Origin of the sequence: Streptomyces globisporus C-1027 (assembly GCF_000261345.2) — a bacterium.
Taxonomy (GTDB): Bacteria; Actinomycetota; Actinomycetes; order Streptomycetales; family Streptomycetaceae; genus Streptomyces; species Streptomyces pakalii.
The window spans coordinates 4540697-4567275 of record NZ_CP013738.1 but is presented as its reverse complement, the minus strand read 5'-3'; the positions used below and the strand labels follow the sequence as shown (position 1 = coordinate 4567275).

At 72.0% G+C, this 26579-nt stretch carries 26 protein-coding genes and 1 pseudogene; 13 read left to right on the top strand and 14 right to left on the bottom strand.

What is annotated here, in order from left to right:
- Position 1: 1 nt before the first annotated feature.
- The gene (locus tag WQO_RS20005) at positions 2-709 is read right to left on the bottom strand and encodes an alpha/beta fold hydrolase (protein WP_010061176.1); all 708 of its coding nucleotides are present in this window, start codon (positions 707-709) and stop codon (positions 2-4) included.
- A 129-nt stretch (positions 710-838) separates the two neighbouring features.
- Between WQO_RS20005 and WQO_RS20000 the strand changes: the two genes are divergently transcribed.
- Positions 839-1456: a TetR/AcrR family transcriptional regulator gene (locus tag WQO_RS20000; RefSeq protein ID WP_010061178.1), complete on the top strand. Its 618-nt coding sequence runs from the start codon at positions 839-841 to the stop codon at positions 1454-1456.
- A 148-nt stretch (positions 1457-1604) separates the two neighbouring features.
- Here the strand turns inward: WQO_RS20000 and WQO_RS36890 are convergent, their stop codons facing one another.
- From WQO_RS36890 to WQO_RS35235, 4 genes and pseudogenes are all read right to left on the bottom strand, one after another.
- Entirely contained in the window at positions 1605-2726 is a 1122-nt protein-coding gene (locus WQO_RS36890; RefSeq protein WP_237274151.1) for a hypothetical protein, read from the bottom strand.
- A 263-nt stretch (positions 2727-2989) separates the two neighbouring features.
- Complete coding sequence (locus WQO_RS19990) at positions 2990-3892, bottom strand: LysR family transcriptional regulator (protein WP_010056834.1); 903 nt, start codon at positions 3890-3892, stop codon at positions 2990-2992.
- A gap of 33 nt (positions 3893-3925) precedes the next feature.
- A complete protein-coding gene (locus tag WQO_RS19985) occupies positions 3926-4687 on the bottom strand; it encodes an SDR family oxidoreductase (RefSeq protein WP_058954043.1) in 762 nt (253 codons plus the stop codon).
- Positions 4688-4739: 52 nt separating this feature from the next.
- Positions 4740-5590 (bottom strand): annotated as a pseudogene (locus WQO_RS35235) (IS5 family transposase).
- A 190-nt stretch (positions 5591-5780) separates the two neighbouring features.
- Here WQO_RS35235 and WQO_RS19970 point away from each other — a divergent pair.
- Complete coding sequence (locus WQO_RS19970; RefSeq protein WP_010064811.1) at positions 5781-6581, top strand: SDR family oxidoreductase; 801 nt, start codon at positions 5781-5783, stop codon at positions 6579-6581.
- Positions 6582-6626: 45 nt separating this feature from the next.
- Positions 6627-8627: a serine/threonine-protein kinase gene (locus WQO_RS19965; protein WP_010064812.1), complete on the top strand. Its 2001-nt coding sequence runs from the start codon at positions 6627-6629 to the stop codon at positions 8625-8627.
- 115 nt (positions 8628-8742) lie between these two features.
- Here the strand turns inward: WQO_RS19965 and WQO_RS19960 are convergent, their stop codons facing one another.
- A complete protein-coding gene (locus tag WQO_RS19960; RefSeq protein WP_010064813.1) occupies positions 8743-9231 on the bottom strand; it encodes a hypothetical protein in 489 nt (162 codons plus the stop codon).
- A 61-nt stretch (positions 9232-9292) separates the two neighbouring features.
- Between WQO_RS19960 and pip the strand changes: the two genes are divergently transcribed.
- Complete coding sequence (gene pip / locus WQO_RS19955; protein ID WP_010064814.1) at positions 9293-10270, top strand: prolyl aminopeptidase; 978 nt, start codon at positions 9293-9295, stop codon at positions 10268-10270.
- A 109-nt stretch (positions 10271-10379) separates the two neighbouring features.
- On the opposite strand, the gene WQO_RS35230 is transcribed toward pip, so the two are convergent.
- A complete protein-coding gene (locus tag WQO_RS35230; RefSeq protein WP_010064815.1) occupies positions 10380-10553 on the bottom strand; it encodes a CsbD family protein in 174 nt (57 codons plus the stop codon).
- 186 nt (positions 10554-10739) lie between these two features.
- Here WQO_RS35230 and WQO_RS19950 point away from each other — a divergent pair, with 186 nt between their 5' ends.
- From WQO_RS19950 to WQO_RS19935, 4 genes are all read left to right on the top strand, one after another.
- Entirely contained in the window at positions 10740-11021 is a 282-nt protein-coding gene (locus tag WQO_RS19950; RefSeq protein WP_029182787.1) for a DUF5133 domain-containing protein, read from the top strand.
- A 376-nt stretch (positions 11022-11397) separates the two neighbouring features.
- Positions 11398-13170: a bifunctional phosphatase PAP2/diacylglycerol kinase family protein gene (locus tag WQO_RS19945; protein WP_079055655.1), complete on the top strand. Its 1773-nt coding sequence runs from the start codon at positions 11398-11400 to the stop codon at positions 13168-13170.
- Entirely contained in the window at positions 13170-14123 is a 954-nt protein-coding gene (locus WQO_RS19940) for a YihY/virulence factor BrkB family protein (protein WP_010064817.1), read from the top strand. The genes WQO_RS19945 and WQO_RS19940 overlap by 1 nt, the downstream gene beginning before the upstream one ends.
- Before the next feature lies 1 nt (position 14124).
- Positions 14125-14961 (top strand): phosphatase PAP2 family protein, encoded by an 837-nt coding sequence (locus WQO_RS19935; RefSeq protein WP_010064818.1) that lies wholly within the window; start codon positions 14125-14127, stop codon positions 14959-14961.
- Positions 14962-15079: 118 nt separating this feature from the next.
- Here WQO_RS19935 and WQO_RS19930 read toward each other — a convergent pair whose 3' ends face one another.
- The gene (locus WQO_RS19930) at positions 15080-15565 is read right to left on the bottom strand and encodes a hypothetical protein (RefSeq protein ID WP_010064820.1); all 486 of its coding nucleotides are present in this window, start codon (positions 15563-15565) and stop codon (positions 15080-15082) included.
- A gap of 213 nt (positions 15566-15778) precedes the next feature.
- On the opposite strand from WQO_RS19930, the gene WQO_RS19925 reads away from it, so the two are divergent.
- Complete coding sequence (locus WQO_RS19925) at positions 15779-16021, top strand: DUF6411 family protein (RefSeq protein WP_010064822.1); 243 nt, start codon at positions 15779-15781, stop codon at positions 16019-16021.
- Between the two features lie 82 nt (positions 16022-16103).
- Here WQO_RS19925 and WQO_RS19920 read toward each other — a convergent pair whose 3' ends face one another.
- Positions 16104-17093, bottom strand: coding sequence for an aldo/keto reductase (locus WQO_RS19920; protein ID WP_010064823.1), 990 nt, complete (start codon positions 17091-17093; stop codon positions 16104-16106).
- 258 nt (positions 17094-17351) lie between these two features.
- On the bottom strand, positions 17352-17948 hold the full coding sequence (gene thpR / locus WQO_RS19915) for an RNA 2',3'-cyclic phosphodiesterase (RefSeq protein ID WP_010064824.1): 597 nt from the start codon (positions 17946-17948) through the stop codon (positions 17352-17354).
- 102 nt (positions 17949-18050) lie between these two features.
- Here thpR and WQO_RS19910 point away from each other — a divergent pair, with 102 nt between their 5' ends.
- A complete protein-coding gene (locus tag WQO_RS19910) occupies positions 18051-18635 on the top strand; it encodes a Uma2 family endonuclease (RefSeq protein ID WP_010064827.1) in 585 nt (194 codons plus the stop codon).
- A gap of 65 nt (positions 18636-18700) precedes the next feature.
- Here the strand turns inward: WQO_RS19910 and WQO_RS19905 are convergent, their stop codons facing one another.
- Together WQO_RS19905 and WQO_RS19900 are read right to left on the bottom strand one after the other, a co-directional pair.
- Positions 18701-20035, bottom strand: a complete 1335-nt coding sequence (locus WQO_RS19905) for an MFS transporter (protein WP_010064828.1) — start codon at positions 20033-20035, stop codon at positions 18701-18703.
- A 141-nt stretch (positions 20036-20176) separates the two neighbouring features.
- Positions 20177-20617, bottom strand: coding sequence for a MarR family winged helix-turn-helix transcriptional regulator (locus WQO_RS19900; protein ID WP_006126571.1), 441 nt, complete (start codon positions 20615-20617; stop codon positions 20177-20179).
- A 134-nt stretch (positions 20618-20751) separates the two neighbouring features.
- Here WQO_RS19900 and WQO_RS19895 point away from each other — a divergent pair, with 134 nt between their 5' ends.
- Positions 20752-20985 carry a hypothetical protein gene (locus WQO_RS19895; protein ID WP_032749464.1) on the top strand — a complete coding sequence of 78 codons (234 nt, stop codon included), beginning with the start codon at positions 20752-20754 and terminating at the stop codon, positions 20983-20985.
- On the opposite strand, the gene WQO_RS19890 is transcribed toward WQO_RS19895, so the two are convergent.
- Positions 20978-22432: an NCS2 family permease gene (locus WQO_RS19890; RefSeq protein WP_010064830.1), complete on the bottom strand. Its 1455-nt coding sequence runs from the start codon at positions 22430-22432 to the stop codon at positions 20978-20980. The genes WQO_RS19895 and WQO_RS19890 overlap by 8 nt on opposite strands.
- A 210-nt stretch (positions 22433-22642) precedes the next feature.
- Here WQO_RS19890 and WQO_RS19885 point away from each other — a divergent pair, with 210 nt between their 5' ends.
- Both WQO_RS19885 and WQO_RS19880 read left to right on the top strand, forming a co-directional pair.
- Positions 22643-22975 carry a DUF2530 domain-containing protein gene (locus tag WQO_RS19885; protein WP_010064831.1) on the top strand — a complete coding sequence of 111 codons (333 nt, stop codon included), beginning with the start codon at positions 22643-22645 and terminating at the stop codon, positions 22973-22975.
- Between the two features lie 166 nt (positions 22976-23141).
- Entirely contained in the window at positions 23142-25613 is a 2472-nt protein-coding gene (locus WQO_RS19880) for an HAD-IC family P-type ATPase (protein ID WP_010064833.1), read from the top strand.
- A gap of 76 nt (positions 25614-25689) precedes the next feature.
- Here the strand turns inward: WQO_RS19880 and WQO_RS19875 are convergent, their stop codons facing one another.
- Positions 25690-26568: a hypothetical protein gene (locus WQO_RS19875; protein ID WP_029182788.1), complete on the bottom strand. Its 879-nt coding sequence runs from the start codon at positions 26566-26568 to the stop codon at positions 25690-25692.
- Positions 26569-26579: the final 11 nt, after the last annotated feature.

Genomic DNA, 26579 nt, shown 5'->3' with positions numbered 1-26579 from the left:
CTCACCCGGCGGCGGCCAGCCCCTCCATCAGCCGGGCCAGCTCCGCTGGGGCCTGGAGGTGCGCCATGTGCCCCTGGCCGGGCAGCTCGTGCACCTCGGCGGCGGGGACGCGCCGCGCGACGTCGTCGAACGACGTTCCGTAGGGAGCCGTGCCCCGGTTGGCCCCGCCGACGATCAGGTCGACGCGGTCCGCCCGCCGGGCGAGGGAGTCCGGCGCGGGCTCCCCGTACAGCGCGGCCATCTCGGCGTAGACCGGCGCGGCCAGCCCGCGCAGGGCCTCCCAGGCCTCGGAGTCGGCGCGCAGCGCGTCGACGACCTCCCCGTCGAGACCGGCGATCCGCCGGTGCACGATCTCCACGGCCGCGTCCCGGTCCGCCGCCTCGTCCGCCGCCTTGAGGTCCGGGAGCACGTCGAGGCCGAACGGACGTATCACCGGCTCGTACGCGATCACCTGGCCCAGCGGCCGTTCGTCCGCGGTCAGCAGGGCGATGAGGCCGCCGTAACTCCAGCCGAAGAGGGTCCGCACGCCCCCGAGCCCGTCGAGGACCGCGCCCAGGTCCGCCACCTCGGTGCGCAGGGAGTAGGCGGCGGTCAGCGGCCCCGAGGGCGCACGGCCCCGGCGGTTGACGACCGCCACCGACGGCCACGCGTCCACGGCGGTCGCGACGGCACGCCACCCGAGGGCGTCACTCATCGCGCCCGGGACCACGACGAGGCCCGGGGCGTCCGGCTACCCGTACACGTCGACCGTGACCCAGCTGCCGTCGCCGACCGGAAACTCTTTCTGAATCGTTCGCTCCATAAACTCATTATGGTGCGATCGCTCTACAATGCAAACGTGCCCCAGCCGAAACGTGGACGCCCCCGAGCCTTCGACCGCGACCGAGCCCTCCTCGACGCCGCCCGCCTCTTCTGGCGACGCGGCTACTCGGGCACCTCGACCCGCGATCTGACCGCGCGGCTCGGCCTCTCCACCTCCAGCCTCTACGGAGCCTTCGGCAGCAAGGCCGAGCTGTTCGAGGAGGCGGTACGGACCTACGCCGAGCGCTACCGCGAGATCTACGAACAGGCCGTCGCCGCACCGGACTTCCGGACCGTCGTCGAACGCGTCCTGATCGACTCCGTCCACGAGTTCACCCGGCCCGACGACGAACACCCCGGCTGCCTGCTCGGCAGCGCCGCCATGGCCGACAGCACCAGCACCCTCGACACCAGCGCCTACTTCGCCGAACTCCAGGGCCACAACGAGCGAATCCTCCGCGCCCGCGCCGAACGCGCTGTGGAGGAAGGTGAGTTGTCCACGGACACGGATCCTTCGGCCCTGACCGGGCTCATCCAGTCGATCTGGCACGGGCTGTCGGCGCGGGCCAATCTCGGCGCGGACCGCGAGGACCTGCTGGCGACGGCCCGGCTCGGCCACGCGTTGATCTGCGGGCCGGCCGGGCCTGCCCGGTGACCGTCGCCACCGGGGACCGCCCCGGCCCAGGGGCGGTGCGTCCTCCGCGGGTGCAGTCGCAGAGGAAGCACCGCCCGCGCCGGGCCCGGACGGGGTAGGGGCCGGGCGGCAGGTCCGCCCGGGCGGAGCCGGGCCGAAACCCGGGCCTTCACACGCCGGAGCTGCGCCTGCGGGCCCGGCGTCCGGCGACGGCGAGCGCGGTGCCGAGGAGGACCAGCGTCCCGCCCGCGCCGAGCGCCCAGCTCGTCACGGCATCACTTCCGGTGTGGGCGAGTCCGCCGCCGGAAGCGGCGGCACCACCAGTGGCCGGCGCGGTCCAGCCGCCCTGACCGGCTCCGCCGGAAGAGGCACCTTCCCCGCCGGGGAAGCCACCGGTTCCGCCCGAGGCAGGACCGGTTCCGCCGCCACCTGCGCTGCCTCCCGTGGCCGCGCCACCGCCGACCGCGGGGCCCGGGGCCGGCTCTTCGGAGGGACCGGTGTCGGGGGAGGAGCTGGGATCCGCGGACGGCTCGGGCTCGGGGCCCGTCGAGGGCTCAGGATCGGGATCCGTCGAAGGCTCGGGCCCGGGGTCCTCCGACGGCTCGGGCTCGGGGCCCGTGGACGGCTCGGGCCCGGGGTCCTCCGACGGCTCGGGCTCGGGGCCCGTGGACGGCTCAGGCCCAGGGTCCTCCGACGGCTCGGGCTCGGGGTCCGTGGACGGCTCAGGCCCGGGGTCCTCCGACGGCTCCGGCTCGGGGTCCGTGGACGGCTCAGGCCCGGGGTCCTCCGACGGCTCCGGCTCGGGGCCCGTGGACGGCTCAGGCCCGGGATCAGCGGGCCGGATGATCCACGCGCTCTCCCAGTAGTCCTCATTGCTCTCCTCCGCGTGTTCCTCGTCGGCCTGGGGCCCGATGTGGAACCGCACGGACGGAGCATCACCGGCGAACTTCATCCGGAGCGGAATGACCGTCTCACCCGGAGCCAGCTTCATGCCGTCGACCGGGAGGATCACATCCACGTCCTGACCTCCCATGTCCCACAACTCCAAGTCCTCCCACGGGTCGTCGAACTTCGCCTGGACGGACACGTGCGACGGCTGAAGGGACTCACCGGGGTGGAAGGTGATCAGCTGGATGTCCATCGAGAAGTCGGACAGTTCCTCCTCCGTGATGTTCTTCAGGACGAGGTCGAACTCCTGCCAGTCGCCGCCCGCCTCGAACTCGGCGGGCACCCCCCTGAACCGCGTCACCAGACCGCCGCCCTCCTCGTTCCGGCCGTCGTCGCTCGTCACCGCCCCCGCCACACGGAGGGGTTGGGGCCGCGCGCCGACCGTATCGGCGACGGCCGACGCGCCTCCCAGGAGCACCGGGGTGGCCACCGAGGCCGTCGCCAACAAAGCAATGCGTCTACGTTTCACGGAACTACCGATTTCCTCGTGGGGACGGGAGATCACCAGCTTCCCGACCACCTGGAGATCCAGATAGTCCCTTTCCTCCTCTCAACCCATAAAGCGAACTTATGGCACCAAGACGCCCGAAATCCCGTCCCCGTCACTCACTCCGCGAGGGAGCCGCTCCCCCTCTCCCCCTCCGTCCGTTCGAGGAACAGGTCCCGTCCCGGGCACGTCGTGTGCGCGGGCCACAGCGCGTGGACCGGGACATGGACGGGCGGGTCCAGATCGACGACCTGGGCCGCGCCGCCCGCCGCCGGGCCCGGGGCCACCGTGACGAAGGCGATGCGGCCGGTCGCGGTGACGGCGGTGACGGGCGGGGTGCCCTGGACGGGGTTGCGCCGGACGTCCGGTTCGACGCCCGCCTGACGGCACAGGCCGATCAGGAGATCCGTGTACGCGGACGAGCCCGCCTCGCCCCACACCGTGAGCGGCTGGCCGCGCAGGTCGGCCAGGGCCACCGTGGGCCGGCCGGCGAGCGGGTGCCCGGCGGGAACGGCGACCCGCAGGCGGTGTTCGGCGATCCGGGCCCGGGTCAGCCCCGTGCCGGCGGGCATGGCACGGGTCAGGCCCAGATCGCAGGCGCCGGTGAGGAGTTGCTCGCGCAGTTCGTCGGGGAAGAGCTGGCGGACGTGGGCCTGTATGCCCTGCTCCTCCGTGCCCGCCCGGGTCAGCAGCTCCACGACCTCCTCCGCCGTGACCGCCGGGGTGTGGCCGATCCGCAGATGCCCGGCCTGGCCGCGCCCGATGCGGCGGGCCCGGTCCAGGGCGGCGAGCGCCTGGGCGCTGAGCGCCCGGGCGTCGTCGATGAGGGCCTGCCCGGCCGGGGTCGGGGTGACGTGCTGGTGGCCCCGGTCCAGGAGCCGGACGCCGACGTGCCGCTCCAGGGTGCGGATGGAGGCGCTCAGCGCCTGCTGGCTCAGGTGCAGCCGTTCGGCCGCCCGGGTGAACCCGCCTTCCTCGGCGACGGCGACGAGATGCTCCAGCTTGCGCAGGTCCAGACTCACGCGGTCCTCCCGGACGCCATCGGCCGACAGAGATCAGCGGACCGTGTAGCCGCCGTTGGCGAAGATCGTCTGGCCGGTGATCCAGCCGCCCTCGGTGACGAGGAACGTGACCAGCGGCGCGATGTCCTCGATCTCCGTCAGCCGGCCGCCCATCGCCTGGGACTTGTGGAACTCCACGCGCTCCGGCGTCTCCTGCGGATAGAAGAACGGCGTGTCCATCGGCCCCGGGGCCACATTGTTCACCGCGATCCCGCGCGGCGCGAACTCCTTGGCCGCCGCCCGGGTGAAGTGCTCCAGCGGGGCCTTGGCGCCGGCGTAGGTGGAGTACCCATCGGTGAACGCGGCGAGCAGGGAGGTCACCAGGCTGACGATGCGGCCGCCGTCGTTGAGGCGGGCTCCCGCCTCCTGGAGGAAGAAGTACGCCGCCTTGGAGTTGATCGCGAACATGCGGTCGTACTCCTCCTCGGTCGTCTCCGCGATCGGCTTCCGCAGCACCATTCCCGTGGTGTTCACGGCGACGTCCACCCCGCCGAAGGCGTCCAGCGCCTGGTCGAAGAGGCTCCGCACCCCCTCGACACGGGTCAGGTCCTCGCGCACGACGACGGCCTGGGCGCCCCTGCCCCGTACGGCCTCCGCCGTCTTCTCGGCATCGGCAGCGGTGTTCTCGCCGTGGTAGTGGACGACGACGTTCGCTCCGGCCTCGCCGAGCGAGCGGCTGATCAGGCCCCCGAGGTTCTTCGCACCCCCGGCGACGACGGCGGTCTTCCCCTTCAGCGACTGCTGCTGCGCACTCATGTGGATCCCTCTCTCCGATATGTACCGTTCGTTGCGGTTTCCGTGGTCCACGCTAGGGGGTGTCCGCAATGTCCGCGGGGAGCCAGAGTCGTAGGCAGGCGATGGTGACGAGAGCTTGGTAGTGGCGGGCGCGTTTGTCGTAGCGGGTGGCGAGGGCTTTGTTCTGCTTGAGCTTGTTGAAGCAGCGTTCGACGACGTTGCGGCGTCGGTAGGCGGTGCGGTCGAGGCGGCAGGGGGTCTCGCCGCGTCGTCGGCGGCCGCTGATCTGGTCGGTGCGTTCGGGGATGGTGCAGGCGATGCCGCGTCTGCGCAGGTAGGCCCGGATCTTTCGGGAGGAGTAGCCCTTGTCGCCGGCTACCCGGTCGGGCCGGGTGCGGGGCCGGCCGGGCCCGTCCCGCTTGATGGCGATGCGGGCCATGACCGGCTCGAACTGCGTGCAGTCGTTGACGTTTCCGCCTGTGATCGTGAAGGCGAGCGGTCGGCCCTGCCCGTCGCAGGCGAGGTGGATCTTCGTGCTCAGCCCGCCGCGGGACCGGCCCAGTGCCTCGCCGGTGCAGGGCCCCCTTTTCGGGCCCCGGCCGCGTGCTGGTGGGCCCGCACGATCGTCGAGTCGACGCAGACGATCGACCAGTCGACCTTCCCGACCGCATCCGAGTGCTGCTGGACATGAGCCAGGAGCCGGTCCCACGTCCCGTCCGCCGACCAGCGACGGAACCGTTCGTAGACTGTCTTCCACGGCCCGTACCGATCCGGCAGATCCCGCCAGGCCGCCCCCGTGGACAGCTTCCACAGGATCCCGTTGAGGACCTGCCGCCGGTCCCGCACCGGACGACCCATCCGAGGCGGAGCCAGCAACGGCCCGACCACTTCCCACGCTTGATCAGTCACTTCATGACGACGCACCACGAACGGCCCAACGACCAAACGACATTGCGGACACGCCCTAGGAGCGTGCGCCGCCGAGGGGAAACAGAAAGATCGTGTCGGCCCACCAGGAAGATGGGTCACCGCAGGTCAGCACGGGTCCGCGCAGGGTGCCGCGGTGACCGGAAACGTCATTGACGTACGCCTACGGGTCACGAAGGATCACCGCGTGACGACCACCGCGCAGCCCTCGCCCGCTCCCGCCCCGTCCCGCCCCACCGCCCTGATCACCGGCGTCGGCCGCAGCATCGGCATCGGCGCGGGCATCGCGCGGCGGCTGGCGGCCTCCGGCTGGGACGTCGCCTTCACCTACTGGACGCCGTACGACCGCCGTATGGAGTGGGGCGCCGAACCCGGGGCCGCCGCGTCCATCGCGAACGAGCTGGCGGAGGCCGGAGCCCGTACGGCGGCGATCGAGGCGGACCTCACCGCCCCCGACGCGCCGGCCCGCGTCTTCGACGAGGCCGAGCAGCGCCTCGGCGGACCGGTGACCGCGCTCGTCCTCTCGCACGCGGAGTCGGTGGACTCGGGGCTGCTGGACACCACCGTGGAGGCGTTCGACCGGCACTTCGCGGTGAACTCCCGGGCCAGTTGGCTGCTGATCCGGGAGTACGGGCTCCGCTTCCGCGGCGAGCCGGGCACCGCCACCGGCCGGATCGTCGCGCTCACCAGCGACCACACCGTGGGCAACCTCCCCTACGGTGCCAGCAAGGGAGCGCTGGACCGCATCACGCTCGCCGCCGCGCACGAGCTGGCTCACCTCGGGGTGACGGCGAACGTCGTCAACCCCGGCCCGGTGGACACCGGATGGATGTCCGACGACCTGCGCGAGGCCCTGGTCCGCGGGACCCCGCTCGGCCGGCTCGGCACCCCGCGCGACACCGCCCATCTGGTGGACTTCCTGTGCTCCTCCGAAGGACAGTGGATCAACGGCCAGTTGCTGAAGAGCAACGGCGGCGCGGCCGCCTAGAAGGTGTCTAATCTGGCCTGGTCCATGTAGTGCACAGGGGGTCGTATGCACAACGAAGACAGGGTCGGCAGAGCGGGCGACGGCCAGGACGGGCGCCTCGCCGGCCGCCGGGCGGACGGCGAGGCCCCCCGGACCGTGATCGACGGGCGCTACGAGCTGCTGGAGCGGATCGGCAGCGGCGGGATGGGCGAGGTCTGGAAGGCCCACGACCGGCGGCTGAACCGTTACGTCGCGGTCAAGGGCCTGCTCGACCGGAACGCCATGACGCCGGGCACGCAGGCGACGGCGATGCAGCGCGCCCGCCGCGAGGCGGAGGCCATCGCCAAGATCGAGCACCTGAACGTGGTGACGGTCCACGACCAGGTCGAGACCGACCACCAGGTCTGGATCGTGATGAAGCTGCTCGAAGCACGGTCCCTCGCGGACCTGTTGAGCCGCGACGGGATCCTCGCCGTACCGCGCGCCGCGGCCATCGGCCTCCAGGTCCTCCAGGGCCTGCGGGCGGTCCATGCGGCATCGGTCGTCCACCGTGACGTGAAGCCCGGCAACGTCCTCGTCCGGGACGACGGCCTCGCGATCCTGGTCGACTTCGGCATCGCCACCTTCGAGGGCGCGGACCGGGTGACCCGGACCGGCAGCGTCATCGGCACCCCCTCCTATCTGGCCCCCGAACTCTTCGCCCCCGCCTCCCCCGGCCCCACGCCCGCCTCCGACCTGTGGGCGCTCGGCGTCACGCTGTACGAAGCGGTCGAGGGCCGCGTGCCCTTCGCCGGGCACGAGGTGTGGGAGGTCCAGGAGAACGTCCGGCAGTCCCCCGACCCCGTACTCCGCTACGCCGGTCCCCTCGCCCCGGTCATCCAGGGGCTGTTGATCACCGACCCCCGGGAGCGCCTGGACGCGGCCACGGCGGAGGCGATGCTCCGCGAGGTGCTCGACGACCCCGCCTTGCCGGGCGCGGGCGCGGCGGCAGCGGCGACGCATCCGCCCACGGAGGTCTCGACGCCGGACCCCTCGGCACCCCCGACACCCGTACTGCGCACGGCCGTTCGGCCACCGGAGCCCGTCTCTCCCTCTCCTGCGGCGAACGGGCGGCGCTCCCGGTACCGGAGTTGGCAGGTCGCGGCGGCCGTCGTGTGCGTGGCGCTGCTGGCCGGGGCGGGCTGGCTGGTCGCGCAGGGCGACGGCGAGGACGGCAAGCAGGGCGAGAGGTCCGGTGCGGCGGAGGGGCAGGGGCAGGCGGGCAGCGGCAGCCAGGAGCGGTGGAAGGACACGCACCCCACCCTGGAGATCGGCGTGAAGGACGACCAGCCCGGGCTGAGCAAGTTCGACCGGAAGACGCGCACGTACCGGGGTTACGACATCGACCTGGCCTACGCGATCGCCGAGTCCATGGGGTACGGCAAGGGCGAGGTCGCCTTCACCACCGTCGCCACGGACTACCGGTCCACCGCGCTGAAGACCAAACAGGTGGACCTGGTCATCGCCTCGTACAGCATCACCGACGACCGCAAGACGGCCGGCCCCGACGGCTACAGCGTCGACTTCGCGGGCCCGTACTACGAGGCGAGCCGCGGCTTCCTGGTCCGCGAGAAGTCGGCGAAGTACACGATCAACGACTCCAGCGATCTGAGGGACCTGGGCGTCGAGGTGTGCACCGCGCGGGAGTCGACGTACGAGAAGGCGCTGCCGAAGCAGGGCTTCACCATGGCCAAGTCCCAGCCCAACACCTACCAGGACTGCCTGGACAAGCTGCTGGACCCGGAGTCCGACGTGTACGCGGTGGCCTCGGACGACATCATTCTCGCCGGATACGTCGAGGCCAACCCGGGCAAGGTGCGGCGGCTGGAGAACATCCAGGGCGCGGAGGGCTACGGAGTGGCGATGCGGCCGGGCAGCCCGACGCTGAAGCGCGAGGTGTGCTCGGCGCTCCGGACGATCCTGGCCGGCCGGGTCTGGGAGGACATGTACAAGGAGAACCTGTCGGGCCTGGTGGGCGACAAGAACCCGCCGGGACGACCGGAGTTGACGGAGTGCGAGGGGTTCTGAGGGGCGCGGCGGCGATGGGGCTTCGCCTCCTGGCCCCTCGTGGCCGCCCCTGGCCCCTCCCGGCCCCGCCCGGCTCACCGCAGCAGCACGCTCGCGTCCCGCCCCCGCCCCCGCCTCACCGCTCCGGGAACCGCTCCCCGCACCGGCTGCAGAACACCGGCGCGGGGTCCTGCGACAGCCGCCCGCACTCCGGGCAGACCCGGTCCAGCATGCAGGGCTCCTCGCCGCCTTCGTACGCCCCGCTCGGCGGCTTGATCGCGAGGCCGGGGCGGCGGCGGTGGGCGGTGAGGTAGGTGAGCCCGTCCGGTCCGGCGGCGAGCGCCCGCCGGGACGTGCGGGGCAGCCAGAGAACGGCGCCGGCCGCGAGGTCCAGGACCTGGCCGTCGCCCGCCCTGACGCTGCCCGCCCCCGCCAGCACGACGAGGAGCACATCGAGCACGTCCTCCTGGTGCTCACCGACCTCGGCGCCGGGCGGCAGCCGCACCAGATTGGCGTCCAACTCCCGCCCCGGCTCGGCCAGATGCCACAGCGCGCCGCGCTCGTCGGGAGCGGCGGCGGCCAGCAGACCGGCGATGCGGGCGAGGATGTGGGGAGCGGCGTTCACGGCGTCCAGGCTACGCCGCTGCCGTAGGCTGTCCGGCCGACTCACGAGGGAGGGCCCGGGGATGGAACGGACACGGGACGACACGCTGTATCCGCCGATCGAACCGTACGGGAGCGGCATGCTGGACGTCGGGGACGGCAACCTCGTGTACTGGGAGGTCTGCGGCAACCCGGACGGCAAGCCGGCCCTCGTCGTCCACGGCGGCCCCGGGTCAGGCAGCACACCCCGCTCCCGCCGGTACTTCGACCCGGACCGCTACCGGGTGGTCCTCTTCGACCAGCGGGGCTGCGGCCGCTCGACGCCGCACGCGAGCGATCCGGCGACGGACATGCGGCACAACACGACGGCCCACCTGATCGCCGACATGGAACGCCTGCGGGACCACCTGAACATCGACAGGTGGCTGCTGTACGGGGGCTCGTGGGGCTCGACGCTGATCCTGGCGTACGCCGAGGAGCACCCGGAGCGGGTCACGGAGGCGGTGATCCCGGCGGTGACGACGACCCGCCGCAGCGAGATCGACTGGCTCTACCGGGGCGCGGGCCAGCTCTTCCCCGAGGCCTGGGCCGCCTTCCGCGCGGGCGTCCCCGAGACGAGCGACCCGGCCGGCCTGGTCGCGGCGTACGCCCGCCGGATGGAGAGCGAGGACGCGGCCGTACGGGAGAAGGCGACGGCGGACTGGTGCGCCTGGGAGGACGCGGTCCTGTCGATGGAGGCGATCGCGGGCCCGCCCCCGTACGGCAGCCGCCCGGGCCGCGACCAGCTGGCGCTCGTCCGGATCTGCTCCCACTACTTCGCCCACGGAGCCTGGCTGGAGGAGGGCCGGCTCCTGGCCCACGCCCACCGCCTGACCGGCATCCCGGCCGCCCTGATCCACGGCCGCTTCGACCTCGCGGGCCCCCTGATCACCGCCTGGGAACTGGACCGGGCCTGGCCCGACGCCACGCTGACGGTCATCGACAACGCGGGCCACATGGGCGGCACGGAGACCCGGCGGGCGGTGCTGGCGGCGCTGGACGGGTTCGCGGGCAACCGCTGACGAGGTACGGCGGCACTCCCGGCACCCCCGTCCCTGTCCCCGTCCCCGGACACAGCACGGCCCCGCCGGAGACGAACTCCGCGGGGCCCGGTGCCGCAGGGTGCCGACCTCAGTCGGTCAGGGTGTCCTTGATCTTCTCCTTGGCCTGGCGGGCGTCGCCCTTGGCCTGCTCGCCCCGGCCCTCGGCGACGAGACGCTCGTTGCCGACGGTCCGGCCGGCCATTTCCTTCATCTTGCCCTTGGCCTGCTCGGTCTTGGCCTGGGTCTTCTCGTCAGCAGCCATGTCGCTCACCTCGTGGTGTGGTCGGCGTTGCGGTCACCACCCGCCTGACCCCCGTCGTCCACTTCAAACCCCGGACCACGCCGTCAGACCATTCGCCCGAAAGTGGTGGTGAAAAGAGACATGGCGGCGGGACCCCCGGGGCACTAGGTGGGCCACATTGCCTCTGCGACGGCTGGTGAGGACAGAATGCTGACCCCGAGCCCGGATGCCATGCGCACCCTGCTGGCCCGCTACAACGACCTGCAACTGCGCCATTCCCAGGACTCCGACTACGAACTGCAGCGGAGCCTGGAGGATGTGACGTACACGCTGTGTGTGAGCACCGGCACCCGGACCGTCCATGACGCCCTGCTGGCGGCCGACGCGATCCTGCGCAGGGCGGCGGCCGAGGAGGAGGCTGCGTCGGGCATCCCGATCCAGCGCTTGGTGCCCCCCGGCGTCTCCGTGCCGAAGCCCCGGACGGCCTGACCGGCACGAGCGGACCTGTCCCGGGACCCCGGACGCCCACCGGGGCGGGCTGGCCGTGCCGCTCTCCGGGCCCTGGCCCGCGAAGGGCGGAGGCGGAGTTCACCGGCCGGAAGTCTGACCCGCTCACGACAGGGCATACGGCGTATCGCCGAGGGAGAAGTGGTCTCCCCCGAACCCGGGGGGGGACCCGATGGGCACAAGCGTTCCGGCGAGAGACACGAGCGGGACCGGGGAGGCCGGCAGCAGCGGCCGACCCGCGGAAGCCGACGGAAGCGGCGGGGCTGCGGGCGCCGGCGGGAACGACCGGTCCGTGGCAGCCGACAGCAGCACCACCATCACCACGGTGACCGGCAGCAGTGACCGGTCCCCGGACGCCATCGGGAACGACGGGACCGGCCGGAGCGGCCCGAGCGGTCGGAGCGGCCGGAGCGGCCGGAGCGGTCGTCGGGGAGCACCCGTTCCCCCGCGCCCCGGCCACTCCCCCGCTCTCTCCACCGGCGTCCCCCGGGCCGCAGCCAGGATCGGCGCCTTCGCGGTCTGCCAGGCGGCCGTCATCGCCGGATTCGGTCTGCTGATCACCGGGCCCGCCCGGGAGTTCTGGCCGATGACCGCGGAGAACACGGCCGTCGAGGCGCTCGAGGACGCCCGTACCACCACCCTCGACACCGCCTCCACGATCGCCTCCGCCCTGGGGGACACCGCGACGGTGGTGGGCCTCACCCTGCTGGCCTGCCTCGCGCTGGTCCTGGTTCCCCGGCTGCCCCGGTGGCGCGAGGCGCTCTTCCTCGCCGTCGGGGTGTCGCTCCAGTCGATGGTCTTCGTCCTGATCACCGCCTCCGTCGACCGGACCCGCCCGGACGTGGAGCGCATGGACGACTCCCCGCCCACATCGAGCTACACCTCAGGGCACACCGGGGCGGCCACCGCGCTGTACGCCGGGCTCGCCGTCCTGGTCCTGTCCCGGGTCAGGGCCCCGTGGCGCAAGCCGCTCGCCGCGCTCCTGCTGCTCCTCCCGCTGCTCGTGGGTCTCGCGCGCCTCTACCGGGGCATGCACCACCCCACCGACGTGGCCGGCGGGCTGGCGAACGGCGCGCTGTCCCTGCTCGTCGTGGGCCGGGCCCTGCTCCCCGGGCACTCCTGGGTGGGCCGCCCCCCGGCCGACGCCATGGACATCGCCGTGGCCGCCGCCGAGGAGCAGCCCGCCCCGGCACAGAAGCAGGTCACGGTCATCGTCAACCCGACGGTGACCGACGAGGCCACCCAGGAGCAGCTGCGTCTGGTCCTCGCCCAGCACGGCTACCGCGACACCCCGTTCGTGGCCACCACCGCCGAGGACACCGGCGGCGGCAAGACAGCCGATGCCCTGCGCGCCGGGACCGAACTGATCGTGGTCTGCGGCGGCGACGGCACGGTCCGGGCGGTCGCGGACGCCCTGGCCGGCACGGGCGTCCCGCTGGTTCTCGTACCCTCCGGCACCGGCAATCTGCTGGCCCGCCACCTGCACCTGCCGCTCCGCCCCGCCGAGGCCCTCGCGGCGGGCCTGACCGGCGAACCCCGTGCCCTGGACCTCGGCCGGATCGAGGGCGACGGGTTCCCCGCCGTCCACTTCACCGCGATGGCCGGGGCGGGGCTGGACGCGACGATGCTGGAGGAGACCTCCGACCGCGCCAAGTCGGTCCTGGGCTGGCCCGCGTACGTCCTCGCCGGGGCCAAGGGGCTGCGCACGCCCCGGATGCGGCTGACCGTCCGTCTCGACGGCGGCCCGGAACTGCGCCGCACCGCCCGGATGGTCCTCCTCGCCAACATAGGAACGGTCCAGGCGGGCGCGGCCCCGGTCCCCGCCGCGAAGCCCGACGACGGCCTGCTGGACCTCGCGGTGTTCGACCCCCGGGGCGCGGGCGGCTGGCTCCGCGCGGCGGGGGTGCTGCTGCGCGCGAAGCGCCGGGGCGCGGGCGGCGCCGACGTGACCGGCACGGGCGCGGGCGACGGCGGCCCCGTCGAGTTCCACACCTTCCGCCGCGCCGAGCTGGCCTTCGCCCGGCCGCAGTCGCGCGAGATCGACGGGGACCCGGTGGGCCCCGGCCTGCGCCTCACGGCTGAGGTGCGGTCCGGCGCCCTGACCGTCATGCTCCCGGCACGGGAACACTGATGGGGACGGCGACCCGGGTCCCGGTGACCCGTGACATGAGCGGGGACGAGCTGTCCGGCGACGAGGCGCTCGCGGCCCTGCGCCGGTACGGCCGGTGGCCGCTGATGCGGGACGCCTTCGTGCGCTTCCGCTACGCCGACGGCTTCAGCCACGCCCGCGCGCTGGCCCTGCAGACGATCCTGGCGATCATCCCGCTGGTGATCGCCTTCGTCGGTCTCTCGGCCGAGCTGCACACGGAGGACGTGGGACGGCTCGCCGAACTCACGATCCGCGGCATCAGCGAGGGCCCCAGCGCCGAGGTGGTGGACGATGCCCTGAACCGCAACCAGCAGAGCGACGGCGACGGTCCCGAGGTCGCCCTCTGGCTGGGGCTTGCCTTCTCCGTGGCCAATGTCACCACCGCGATGTGCCAGATAGAGCGCGGCGCCAACCGGATCTACGGGGTGGAGCGGGACCGCGTCTTCCACCTCAAGTACCTGCGCGGGCTGGTGATGGCCCTGAGCGCGGGCATCCCGCTCGGCATCGGCTCCGTGATGATGGTGGCCGGCGGGGAACTCGTCTCGGCGGCGGCCTCCGTGTACGGTCTCGGCGACACCGCCCGGAACACCTGGGACCTGCTGCGCTGGCCGCTGGGCTTCCTGCTCGCCCTCGTCTCGGCGAGCGCGATCTTCCGCCGGTCCCCGCGCCGCAAGCAGCCCGGTTACACCTGGCTGGCCTTCGGAGCGGCCCTCTACCTCGTCGTGTGGACGGCGCTGACCTGGCTCCTGAGCCTCTACCTCCGGATCAGCGGCTCCTTCGACACCGTCTACGGCCCGCTGAGCGCGTTCATGTCGCTGCTCCTGTGGGCCTACCTCACCTCCATCGCCCTCTTCCTCGGGCTGGCCTTCGCCGCCCAGCTGGAGGCGGCCCGCGCCCGCAGGCCCGGACCGATCACCGCCGACCCCGGAGCATGACGTGCCACGATCCCCCGCCGAACCCCCCGCCCCGCAACCGGACCCCGCAACCCGGAATGCCGTTCAGGACCGGGCCCGCCGTGCCGACCGCCGCCTGGGCGTCCGGCTGCTGCTGGCCGTCGGGGCCGGCGCGGCCGCGGCGGTGCCGTTCGGTCTGCTCCTGCTCCTCGTCGAGGGGGCGTGGCCGCCCCTGCTGCGCCTGGACGCGGGGGCCGCCCGCCGACTGCACGAGGTGGCCCTGGAGCACCCTGGGTGGGCGGCGACGCTGCGCTTCCTGTCGGACTGGCTGTGGGACCCGGCGACGCTGCGGATCGCGGTCGCCCTGCTCACCGGCTGGCTGCTGTACCGGCGGGCGTGGCGGCTGGCCGCCTGGGCGGCGACCACCGCGATCGGGGGCGCGCTGATCGGGGTGCTGGTGAAGGTCGTGGTGGAGCGGGCCAGGCCCTCGCTCCAGGACCCGGTGGCCCGGGCGCCGGGCTACTCGTTCCCCTCGGGCCACGCGATGACGGCCACCACGTCGTGCGCGGTCCTGCTCCTGGTCCTGCTGCCGCTGGTGCCACGCCGGTGGCGCGGGCTGTGCTGGGCGGCGGCGGGGATCTCCGTCCTGGGCGTCGGGTTCACCCGGATCGCGCTCGGCGTCCACTGGTTCAGTGACGTCATCGGCGGATGGCTGCTGGGCGGGGCGGTCGTCGTGCTGACCGGCTGGGCCTTCGAGGCCTGGCGCAGCGATGCGGGCCGCCCGCGTGCGGACGTGTCGGAGGGGCTGGAGCCCGAGCTGACGGACGAGGAGCCGGAGCCTCGGGCGTACGGCACGGAAAGCGGCTCGCGGGACCGGTGACCGGGCGGCCGGGAGCGGCGGCCCGGCCGCCCGGGAGCGGGAAGGGTGGGGACCCGACCGGGCGGAACCCGGACCGGTGGCACCCGGCCACGGCCGGGCACGGGACAGCGGACCCCGCTCAGTACCCCTGCCCGACCAGGAAGGAATCGAAGTCCAGCGCCAGGGACCGGGCCTCGGAGACCTTCGCCTCGCTGTCCCCGTCCACCAGCACGAACGTGCAGACGCCCTGCGCCGCCCGGACGACCCACATCGCGCGGTCGCCGTCCCGCAGCAGAGCGAGCTCCAACTCGCTCCCGGTGACGACGTCGGAGATCACCTCGCGGCTCTCCCGCTGCCAGAACGTGCCCGCGATCCGCAGACCCCGAGGGTGGACGGCTTCCTCGCACACGGTGCACAGAGCCTCGACGTCGTCCGCGTCCGCACCTTCCGCGGCGGGCGTCATCGAGCGGAAGTACGGCCACCCGTCCTCGTCACCCCGCCCCGCGACGGCGAAGAACCCCGCATCGGCGGAGAACGCGGCGGCGGCCCGCACGGGCGATCCTTCCTCGCCGAGGGCCAGATGCGTGCGCAGGACCTCGCCCCACTTCTCGCTCACCGGAGACATCGTTGCGTCCCTCCCCTTCTTCGTTCCTCGTCGTTCGCCGGGCGGTCACCCCCCGGGCCCGGCGAAGCATCTCCTGCCCGGGTATCTCCCGGTCAGACAGGATCCGTCCGCCGCGCGCGGACGACAGCACCACCCGGAGGGTTTAGCTGCCGACGATCGGGCACGCGTGGCAGACACCACCCGCTCACCACAGCACCAGGACAAGGACTCACCATGATGGTCGTCGGAATAGTCGCCGTCTGCGCCGTTCTCCTCGTACTCGCCTTCCTCGTCCCGCGCCTCTCGCGCCACCCGGAGCGCGGCACCCAGCGCACGCTGGGCCTGGGCTCGCGCGCCGGCGGCAAGGCCCCCGGCGTCCTGGGACGCATCTTCAGCAAGCCGTTCCGCAGCAGCTCCAAGGCGGTCGGCAAGAGCGGCTCGGCCGGTCGGCGTGCCCGCGGCCACATGCCGTTCTGACCGTGGCGCCCCGGCCCGCGAACCGGTCGAAGGGGCCTCCCGTCACAGCGACGGGAGGCCCCTTCTTCGTGTCCTTTCAGCCCTACCAGGCGAACGCCTCCGGCGACGGACCCGGGCCCGGGAAGATCTCGTCCAGACCCGTGAGCACCGCCTCCGGGAGGTCCAGCTCCAGTGCCCGCAGCGCGCTGTCCAGCTGCTCGGCGGTGCGCGGGCCGACGATCGGGCCCGTGATGCCGGGGCGGGTCAGCAGCCAGGCCAGGGCCGCTTCGCCGGGCTCCAGGCCGTGCTTGTCGAGCAGGTCCTCGTACGCCTGGAGCTGGGCGCGGGTGGCGGGGTCGGCCAGGGCGTCGGCCGCGCGGCCCGAGGCGCGGCGGCCGCCCTCCGTCGTCTTCTTGATCACGCCGCCCAGCAGGCCGCCGTGCAGCGGGGACCAGGGGATGACCCCGAGGCCGTACTCCTGCGCGGCCGGGATGACCTCCATCTCGGCGCGGCGCTCGACGAGGTTGTAGATGCACTGCTCGCTGACCAGGCCGAGCGAACCGCGCCGGGTGGCCTGCTCGTTGGCCTGGGCGATCTTGTAGCCGGAGAAGTTGGACGAACCGGCGTAGAGGATCTTGCCCTGCTGGACCAGGACGTCGATCGCCTGCCAGATCTCGTCGAAGGGCGTGTCCCGGTCGACGTGGTGGAACTGGTACAGATCGATGTGGTCGGTCTGGAGACGCTTGAGCGAGGCGTCGACCGCGCGCCGGATGTTCACGGCGGAGAGCTTGTCGTGGTTGGGCCAGGCCTCGCCGTCGGCGCCCATGTTCCCGTACATCTTGGTGGCCAGGACCACCTTGTCGCGCCGGCCGCCGCCCTGGGCGAACCAGGTGCCGAGGATCTCCTCGGTGCGCCCCTTGTTCTCGCCCCAGCCGTAGACGTTGGCCGTGTCGAAGAAGTTCAGGCCCGCGCCGAGCGCGGAGTCCATGATCGCGTGACTGTCCGACTCGTTGGTCTGCGGGCCGAAGTTCATCGTCCCGAGGACGAGCCGGCTGACCTTGAGTCCCGTACGTCCGAGCTGTGTGTACTTCATGGCGCCCAAGCCAACTCCTTCGAGTCCACTCCAGGCAAGCACGCACCCCGGACGCGCCGGGCTTCCGGGAGGCGCGATGCCACCCGGCGGCCCGCCGGTCTCAGCCGCCGAGGGCGGCCCCCACGGCTACGACGACGAATATCAGCACGAGCACGGCCGCCATGATGCGGTTTCTGGTCTTCGGGTCCACCCTTCGAGCGTAACGGCACCGCTCACCGGCCCCGGCCGCCGGGCCGCCCCGGACGTCATGGCGACCCTTCACCCGCCCAGTGGCCAGGCCCGCACCGCCGTGTAGCGCGGCCGCTCCCCGGGCACCCCGGACACCGGCAGGTGACTGCGTACGAGCGTGAGCTCGGCGGCCTCCCAGCGCTGCCCCTCGAACCCGGCCAGCGCCGCGGCGAAGGGCCGCAGGTCCGCCGCGCCCCGGCTGCGGGCCAGTGTGAGGTGCGGGGAGTAGCGGCGGTGTTCCTCCATCGGCAGCCCGGCCCGCCGGGCGGCGGCCTCCGTGCGCTCGGCGAGCAGCCGCAGCGTGTCGAGCCCGCCCGCCGCCCCGGCCCACAGCGCCCGCCCGCCGAAGTGCCCGGCCCCGTGCACGCGGAGCGCGAAGGGCCCGGTGCGGCGCGCGGCCCGCTCCAGACGTGCCTCCAGCTCCGGCCGCATGTCCTCGGGCACGTCCCCGTAGAACGCCAGCGTGAAGTGCCAGCCCTCGGGGCCCGTCCAGCGCAGGTCCCGCGCCCCGGGCAGGGCGTGCAGCGGCGCGAGAGCCGCACGGAGCTCCGCCACGGCCGCCTCGGGCGGCAGGACGGCGGCGAAGAGGCGCTCGGTGGCCGGACGATCGGGATCGCTGCTGCTCATGCGCGCGAGTCTGGCAGGTCCGGGCGCGTCCGGGACGCCGGGCCTATCGTTGTCCTACGCGGCTGCCCGCACGCCCGTGCGGCAGCGGGGAGGAGCGGCACGATGACCGTCGTGGACACCGACAGGATCGACATGGCCGACACCAGCGACGAGCGCACTTTGGACGAGATGTTCGAGTGGCTTGAGCCCACCCCCGAGGGATTCAAGGTCGAGATCGTCGAGGGGACCGTTCACGTGTCGCCGCAGCGGGACACGCACTGGGAGATCATCCGTCGGATCGTGCGTGCTCTGGAGGACCGGTTCGGGATGGACGTGAAGGCCCTTTCGGACGTACGCATCGACTTCGGCGAGGGCAACGGTTTCGCCCCGGACGTGATGAAGATCTTCGACAAGTCGGCCAAGGACAGCCGTGGCCGCTGGCTCCCAGAGCACGTCGAGTTCGTGGCCGAGGTCATCTCCAAGGGCACGGCGGCGGCCGACTACGGGCCCAAGAAGGACGCCTACGCGGCCGCCGGGATCCCTGTCTTCCTCATCGTCGACCCGTACACGGGTCGCTGCCTCCTCCACTCGGAGCCGAAGGACGCCGGCTACCACAAGAAGCTCGTCGTCGACTTCGGCATCGACGTCGATCTCACCGACACCTCGGTGGACCTGGTCCTGAAGACCGACGCCTTCCCCCGCGACTGACCCCGCGCCCCGGCATACGAAAGGCGCCCTCCCCCCGCTCCGGGGAAGGGCGCCTTTCGCAGGGCTCACGCCGCCGTCGCCAGCTGCTCGCGCGGGACGAAGCGGACGTGCGGGCGGCCCGGGCGGAGGTCCACCTTCAGGCGGAGGCCGCCGACGCGGGCGAGGGCGAAGCCGACGGCCAGGGCGGCGATCACCGAGATCGCGCCGCCGGCCGCGAAGCCGGTGCGCGCGCCGTACGTGTCGCTGATCCAGCCGACGATCGGGGCCCCCACCGGCGTACCTCCGGCGAAGACCATCATGTACAGGCTCATCACCCGGCCCCGCATCTCCGGGTCGGCGGCCATCTGGACGCTCGTGTTCGCGGTGATGTTCGTCGTCAGGCCCAGCATGCCGATCGGGACCAGCAGGATCGAGAACAGCCACACGGTCGGGGAGAGCGAAGCCGCGATCTCCAGCAGGCCGAACGCCGTCCCCGCCGCCACCAGCATCCGCAGCCGCGAGGAGCGACGGCGGGCCGAGAGCAGTGCGCCGGCCAGCGAACCGGCCGCCATCAGGATGTTGAAGAAGGAGTACATGCCCGCGCCGCCGTCGAAGATCTCGTCGGCGAAGGCGGTCAGCCAGATCGGGAAGTTGAAGCCGAACGTGCCGACGAAGCCGACCAGGACGATCGGCCAGATCAGCTCGGGGCGGCCCCGGACGTAAGCGAGGCCCTCGCGGAGCTGGCCCTTGGCGCGGGGCACGGTCACCGAGGCGTGCAGTTCGTTGGTGCGCATCATCAGCAGGCCGATGAGCGGGGCCAGGAAGGACAGGCCGTTGAGCAGGAACGCCCAGCCGCTGCCGACCGTGGTGATCAGGACACCCGCGACGGCGGGGCCGATGAGCCGGGCGGACTGGAAGTTCGCCGAGTTCAGGCTGACCGCGTTGCGCAGCTGCGCGGGGCCGACCATCTCGGAGACGAACGACTGACGCGCCGGGTTGTCGACGACGGTCACCATGCCGAGCAGGAACGCCACCAGGTAGACGTGCCAGACCTCGACGACCCCCGACAGGGTCAGGGCGGCCAGCGCGATACCGCCCAGGCCGAGCATGGCCTGGCTGACGAGCAGGATCTGCCGCTTCGGGAGGCGGTCGGCGATGACGCCGCCGTACAGGCCGAAGAGCAGCATCGGAAGGAACTGCAGAGCGGTGGTGATGCCTACGGCGGTGGCGGAACCCGTCAGGCTCAGCACGAGCCAGTCCTGCGTGATGCGGGACATCCAGGTACCGGTGTTGGAGATCACGGCGCCCGTGGCGAACAGGCGGTAGTTACGGATCTTCAGCGACGAGAAGGTCCCGCCGGTCGTGCTCTCGTGGGTGGAAGTCGGTGCGGGGGCGGAGTCTGCTCCGGGTCCCGTACTCAAAAGGGTTCATCTCCTCGTACGTCTGCGGCGTGCGGTCCGACGAGGACGTGACGACGGGCGCTCCGGCGGTGATCCGGTCCGGTCCGGCCGTATACAGCGATACGGCCCGGCGGGTGGATCACCGTCGGTGCGCCCGTGGGGTCACAGGTGGGCGAGCTTCTCCAACACGGGCGCGGCGGCCCGAAGCGTCTCCCACTCGTCCTCGTCCAGGCCCTCGGCGAGGTGGGCCAGCCAGGCGTTCCGCTTGGTGCGGCTCTCCGCGAGCATGGCTTCGGCCTGCTCGGTCTGGCTGACCCTCTTCTGCCGACGGTCATCGGGGTGCGGTTCCAGCCTGACCAGCCCCTTCGCCTCCAGCAGCGCGACGATGCGGGTCATCGACGGCGGCTGTACGTGCTCCTTGCGGGCCAGCTCACCGGGGGTGGCCGAGCCGCAGCGGGCCAGGGTGCCGAGCACCGACATCTCGGTGGGGCTCAGCGACTCGTCGACACGCTGGTGCTTCAGGCGACGGCCCAGCAGCATCACGGCGGAGCGGAGGGAGCTCACGGCGGCGGCACTGTCGCCGTCGTGGATCAGGTCAGGCATGTTTGTTAGCGTAACTCATTACCCAACCTAAATACCACCCGGTTACACCTTCCGTAAATTCCGATCACCCGAACGAGTGAGTTGGAAGCGGAAAGTGACGCCAAGAGCGCTCCGGGGCGTGGACCCTGCTGGGCATGGGATCGACAGTGCTCAGCCTGCGGATAGACGGTGAGCTGCTCGACCGGCTCCGGCAGCACGCCGCCAAACGCGGAATGAGCGTCCAGGACTACGTGGTCCGGACGCTCATCCGCGACGACTTCGACGAACGCTTCAAGGTGGCCGTCGAGGAGACGGAGAAGTTCTACGGAGAGACCGAGAAGCTCTGCGGGCCGACGGGCCCCGCGGTGACCAGGGACCCGATCACGTGAGGCCGAGCGCCGGCATCGCGTAGTAGAAGACGAAGACCGCCGACACCACGTACATCGCGACCGGCACCTCACGGCCCCGGCCCGCCGCCAGGCGCAGCACGGAGAAGGCGACGAAGCCGATCCCGATGCCGTTGGTGATCGAGTACGTGAACGGCATCATCACCATCGCGAGGAACGCCGGGATCGCGAGCGTGTAGTCGCTCCAGTCGATGTCCCGGACCGAGCCCGCGATGATCAGGAAGCCGACCGCCAGCAGGGCGGGAGTGGCCGCCTGCGACGGGACCATGGTCGCCAGCGGTGTGAGGAACAGCGCCACCGAGAAGAGCAGACCGGTCACCACGCTCGCCAGTCCGGTGCGGGCGCCCTCGCCGACGCCCGCGGTGGACTCCACGAAGCACGTGGTGGCGGAGGCGGAGGTCGCCCCGCCCGAGGCGACCGCGATGCCGTCCACCAGCAGCACCTTGTTGATGCCGGGGAAGTTGCCGTTCTCGTCCATCAGCTTCGCCTCGTCGCCGACGCCGAGGATGGTGCCCATCGCGTCGAAGAAGCAGGACAGCAGCACGGTGAAGACGAACAGCACGCCCGTCAGATAGCCGACCTTCTCGAAGCCGCCGAACAGGCTGACCTCGCCGAGCAGCCCGAAGTCCGGCGCGGAGACCGGATTGCCCGGCCACGCGGGCGTCGTCAGACCCCACGCCCCGTCGGGCAGGCCCGCCACCGCGTCGATGACCACGGCGACGACCGTCATGGCGACGATCGAGATCAGGATCGCGCCGGGCACCTTGCGCACGATCAGCGCGAGCGTGAGCAGTGCGCCGAGGACGAAGACGAGAACCGGCCAGCCGTTGAGGTGGCCGTCGCCGCCGAGCTGGAGCGGCACGGTGGTCATGGCGGCGTCCGGGATGCGCGAGACGAAGCCGGAGTCGACGAGGCCGATCAGCAGGATGAACAGGCCGATACCGATGGCGATGCCCTTGCGGAGCGACCTCGGCACGGCGTTCATCACGCGTTCCCGCAGCCCGGTGGCGACCAGCAGCATCACCACGATGCCCGCGAGGACGACCATGCCCATCGCGTCCGGCCAGCTCATCCGGGGGGCGAGCTGGAGCGCGACGACGGTGTTGACGCCGAGGCCGGCCGCGAGCGCGATCGGCACGTTGCCGATGACGCCCATGAGCAGCGTGGAGAAGGCGGCGGAGAGCACCGTGGCGGTGACCAGCTGACCGTTGTCGAGCTGGTGGCCGTACATGTCCTTCGCGCTGCCCAGGATGATCGGGTTGAGCACGATGATGTACGCCATCGCGAAGAACGTGGCGAACCCGCCGCGGAACTCGCGGGCGACGGTCGACCCCCGCTCGGAGATCTTGAAGAACCGGTCCACGCTGCCCTGGGGCTGCGGAGCCGCGGGCGGCGGGGAGTCGACCGGAGCGGTGGCCGAGGGGGGCATGGGTGACCTCAGTCGTACGTAGGGGAGGCGGAGCAAAGGACGAGAGGTGATCGAATTTGGATGTTCCGACGAACAATTCGAGCCAGCCCAAAGCAGATTCAGTATGAATACATCAAGCGAAGATCGCTATCTCCGCGCGTAGACCCTTGAGCCGACCGCCCCGTCACCCGCCGACCGGGTGGTCCGGACGCGTCCCCATACACTGAACGCATGGAGAAGTGGACACCGAAGCACGAGGCGCCCGAACCCCTGGAGGGCCCCGTCGTCGCCACCGTCGTCGGCGGCACGATCCTCTGGTTCGTCCTCTTCCTCGCCCAGCTCCCCTTCTACGGCTGGTTCGCCGACCGCGGCCACACCTGGTGGGTGTGGACCCCGCTGGCCGGTGCCGGACTCGGCCTGATCGGGATCTGGTACGTGCGCGGCCGCGACGCCGCCCTCAAGCGCCACGCGGCCCGGGCCGAGGTGAAGGACGCGGCAGGGGCCGAGGCGGCGGACAGGGCGCTGAGCGGCGACCGCCCGGACCGCGCCGACCGGACCGCCTGACGGCCTGGCCCGGCCTGGCCGACCCGACTGCCTGACGACCTGACCCGCCTGACCACCTGACCCGCTCGCGTCTCCGTACGACCACGGGACCGACTTCGTCCTCCCCTGGTCGGATCTTCGACCCCCCGGCGGGAGATTCACCGCGCGCGCCCGTAACGTCGGACGCATGACGCAGCGGGCACTCGATTCCTCCGGGGAGCAGACCCCCGGACCCTCCCGGCCGGCCATGATCGACGCGGGGGCGGAACTCGACCCCGTGCACCCCATGGAGCCACCGCCGCCACCCCACCGGCCGGACGGTCTGACCACCACCGAGGTCGCCGAACGGGTCGCGCGCGGCGAGGTCAACGACGTACCCGTACGGTCCTCGCGCTCGCTCACCGAGATCGTCCGGGCCAACGTCCTCACCCGGTTCAACCTGATCATCGGCGTGCTCTGGGTGATCATGCTGTTCGTCGCGCCGATCCAGGACAGCCTCTTCGGCTTCGTGATCGTCGCCAACACCGGCATCGGCATCATCCAGGAGTGGCGGGCCAAGAAGACCCTGGACAGCCTCGCGGTGATCGGCGAGGCGAAGCCGACCGTGCGGCGCGACGGGGTCGCCGCCGAGATCTCCACCCACGAGATCGTCCTCGGGGACGTGATCGAGCTGGGCTCCGGCGACAAGGTCGTCGTGGACGGCGTGGTCGCGGAGGCCGACAGCCTGGAGGTCGACGAGTCGCTGCTGACCGGTGAGGCCGACCCGGTGCTGAAGCGGCCCGGCGACCCGGTGATGTCGGGCAGCTTCGTCGTCGCGGGCGGCGGGGCGTTCACCGCGACCAAGGTCGGGCGCGAGGCGTACGCCGCTCAGCTCGCCGAGGAGGCGTCGCGCTTCACGCTCGTCCACTCGGAGCTGCGCAGCGGCATCAGCACGATCCTGAAGTACGTCACGTGGATGATGGTGCCGACGGCGATCGGGCTGATCATCAGCCAGCTGGTCGTGAAGGACAACAACTTCAAGGACTCCGTCGCGCGGACCGTCGGCGGCATCGTCCCGATGATCCCCGAGGGCCTGGTGCTCCTCACCTCCGTCGCCTTCGCCATCGGTGTCGTACGGCTGGGCCGCAAGCAGTGCCTGGTGCAGGAGCTGCCCGCCATCGAGGGCCTGGCCCGGGTCGACGTGGTCTGCCTGGACAAGACGGGCACGCTGACCGAGGGCGGCATGGACGTCACGGAGGTCCGGCCGCTGAACGGGAGCGACGAGGCGTACGTCACGGAGGTGCTGCGGACGTTCGGCGCCTCCGACCCCCGGCCCAACGCCAGCCTCCAGGCCATCATCGACGCGTACCCGCAGAGGGAAGAGGCCGCCTGGACGGTCACCGACGCGATGCCGTTCTCCTCGGCGCGCAAGTACAGCGGCGCGGCGTTCGCCGAGGCCGACGGGACGGCCTCGGCCTGGCTGCTCGGCGCGCCCGACGTCCTGCTGTCCGAGGGCGACACGACCCTGGCCGAGATCGAGCAGCTCAACCAGCAGGGGCTGCGGGTGCTGCTGCTGGCCCGGGTGCGGGGCGACGACCTGGACGCGCCCGGCGCGGCCGCCGGAGCCGCCCCCACCGCCCTGGTCGTGCTGGAGCAGCGGCTGCGGCCGGACGCGGGCGACACACTCGCCTACTTCGCCGACCAGAACGTGGCCACCAAGGTCATCTCCGGCGACAACGCGGTCTCGGTCGGCGCGGTCGCCGGAAAGCTGGGCCTCGCGGGCGCGGAGAACACGCTGGACGCCCGCCGGCTGCCGACCGACCCGGACGAGATGGCCACGGCCATGGAGCGACACGCGGTGTTCGGCCGGGTCACCCCGCAGCAGAAGCGGGACATGGTGGCCGCCCTCCAGTCGCGCGGCCACACGGTCGCGATGACCGGCGACGGGGTCAACGACGTCCTCGCCCTCAAGGACGCGGACATCGGCGTCTCCATGGGCTCGGGCTCGGAGGCGACGCGGGCGGTGGCGCAGATCGTGCTGCTGAACAACAGCTTCGCGACGCTGCCGTCGGTGGTGGCCGAGGGCCGCCGGGTGATCGGCAACATCACCCGGGTCGCGACGCTCTTCCTGACCAAGACGGTCTACTCGGTGCTGCTGGCGATCCTGGTGGTCTGCACCCAGGTGGAGTACCCGTTCCTGCCGCGGCACCTGACCCTGCTGTCCACCCTGACCATCGGCGTCCCCGCGTTCTTCCTGGCGCTCGCGCCCAACAAGGAACGGGCCCAGCCCCACTTCGTACGCCGGGTCATGCGGTACGCGATCCCCTCAGGCGTCATCGCGGCGACGGCGACCTTCGTCACGTACCTGGTGGCACGGCACCACTACAGCGGCCCGGGCGCGCTGGACGCCGAGACGAGCGCGGCGACGCTGACGCTGTTCCTGGTCTCGATGTGGGTCCTGGCGATCATCGCCCGTCCGTACACCTGGTGGCGGATCGGCCTGGTGGCGGCGATGGGGCTCGGCTTCCTGATCGTGCTCGTCGTGCCGTGGCTCCAGGACTTCTTCGCGCTGAAGCTGGTCGGCACGACGATGCCGTGGACGGCGGTCGCCATCGCGGTGGCGGCGGCCGCCCTGCTGGAGTTCGTCTGGCGCTGGGTGGGGCGGCGCTTCGGGGCGTAGGCCGCGGACAGGGGAAGCCCCCGGGAGGACGGTGGTCCTCCCGGGGGCTTCCGTATGTCCTGCCGTGCGGCTGCGGCTACTTCACGTCGACGAAGTCACCGGCGGCCGAGACGGCCGGGGTGGTGGACGTACCGGCGAAGCTGTAGCGCCAGTAGCCGTCGGCCGAGGCCTTGACGGTCGTCTTCAGGGTGCCGGTGGAGCTGGTCTTGATGGTCTTCACCGTCGTGTAGCTCTTGGCCCCCTTCTTCTTAAACTGGAGCTTCACGGGCTGGTTGGTGTAGCCCTTGTACGTGTTGGTGTCCCAGTTGGCCCGCGTGAGCTTGCCGGTGACGGTGAGGGTCTTGCCCTTCTTCACCGGCTCGGGGGACGCGTTCACGGTCAGCTTGGAGAACCGCTGGACACGGGACTTGGCATGGTGGTCGTTCCAGACGAAGTCGTTCCCGCCGCGGCTACCCGCGAGCGCTCCGGCGGCGACGTTCCAGGTGCCGGCGAGGCCGCTTGTGTAGAGGTCGTCGGACCGCGGGTCGACCGTGATCGAGACGGTGCACGTGGATGTGGTCGGGTCGGCCGAAACCTTGCAGTTGCCGACATCCTGGGCGGGAGCGAGGAGACCGTCGACCTCGTCCAACTGGCCGTGCCACAGGAAGGCGAACGCGTCGTCGATGCCGGACGGCGACGAGGCCGTGATGGCGATGGTGAACTTCTTCTTGGACTGCGTGCCCACCACGATGTCCTTGCCGCCGTTGACGACGACCTTCTTGATGACAGGCACTTCCGCGGCGCGGGCGGCGCGGGCCTTGGCGGTGGACGCGCCGGACTCGGCGGCGAAGACCTCGGCACCGGAGGGCAGGCTCAGGCCGGCGTCCGGCTTCTCGTCGGCCTGGACGGCCGGAACGGCAAGAGCGGAAAGGGCCAGGGCGCCGGTAACGGCGGCCACAGTGGCACGAATACGCATGTGTCCCCAAG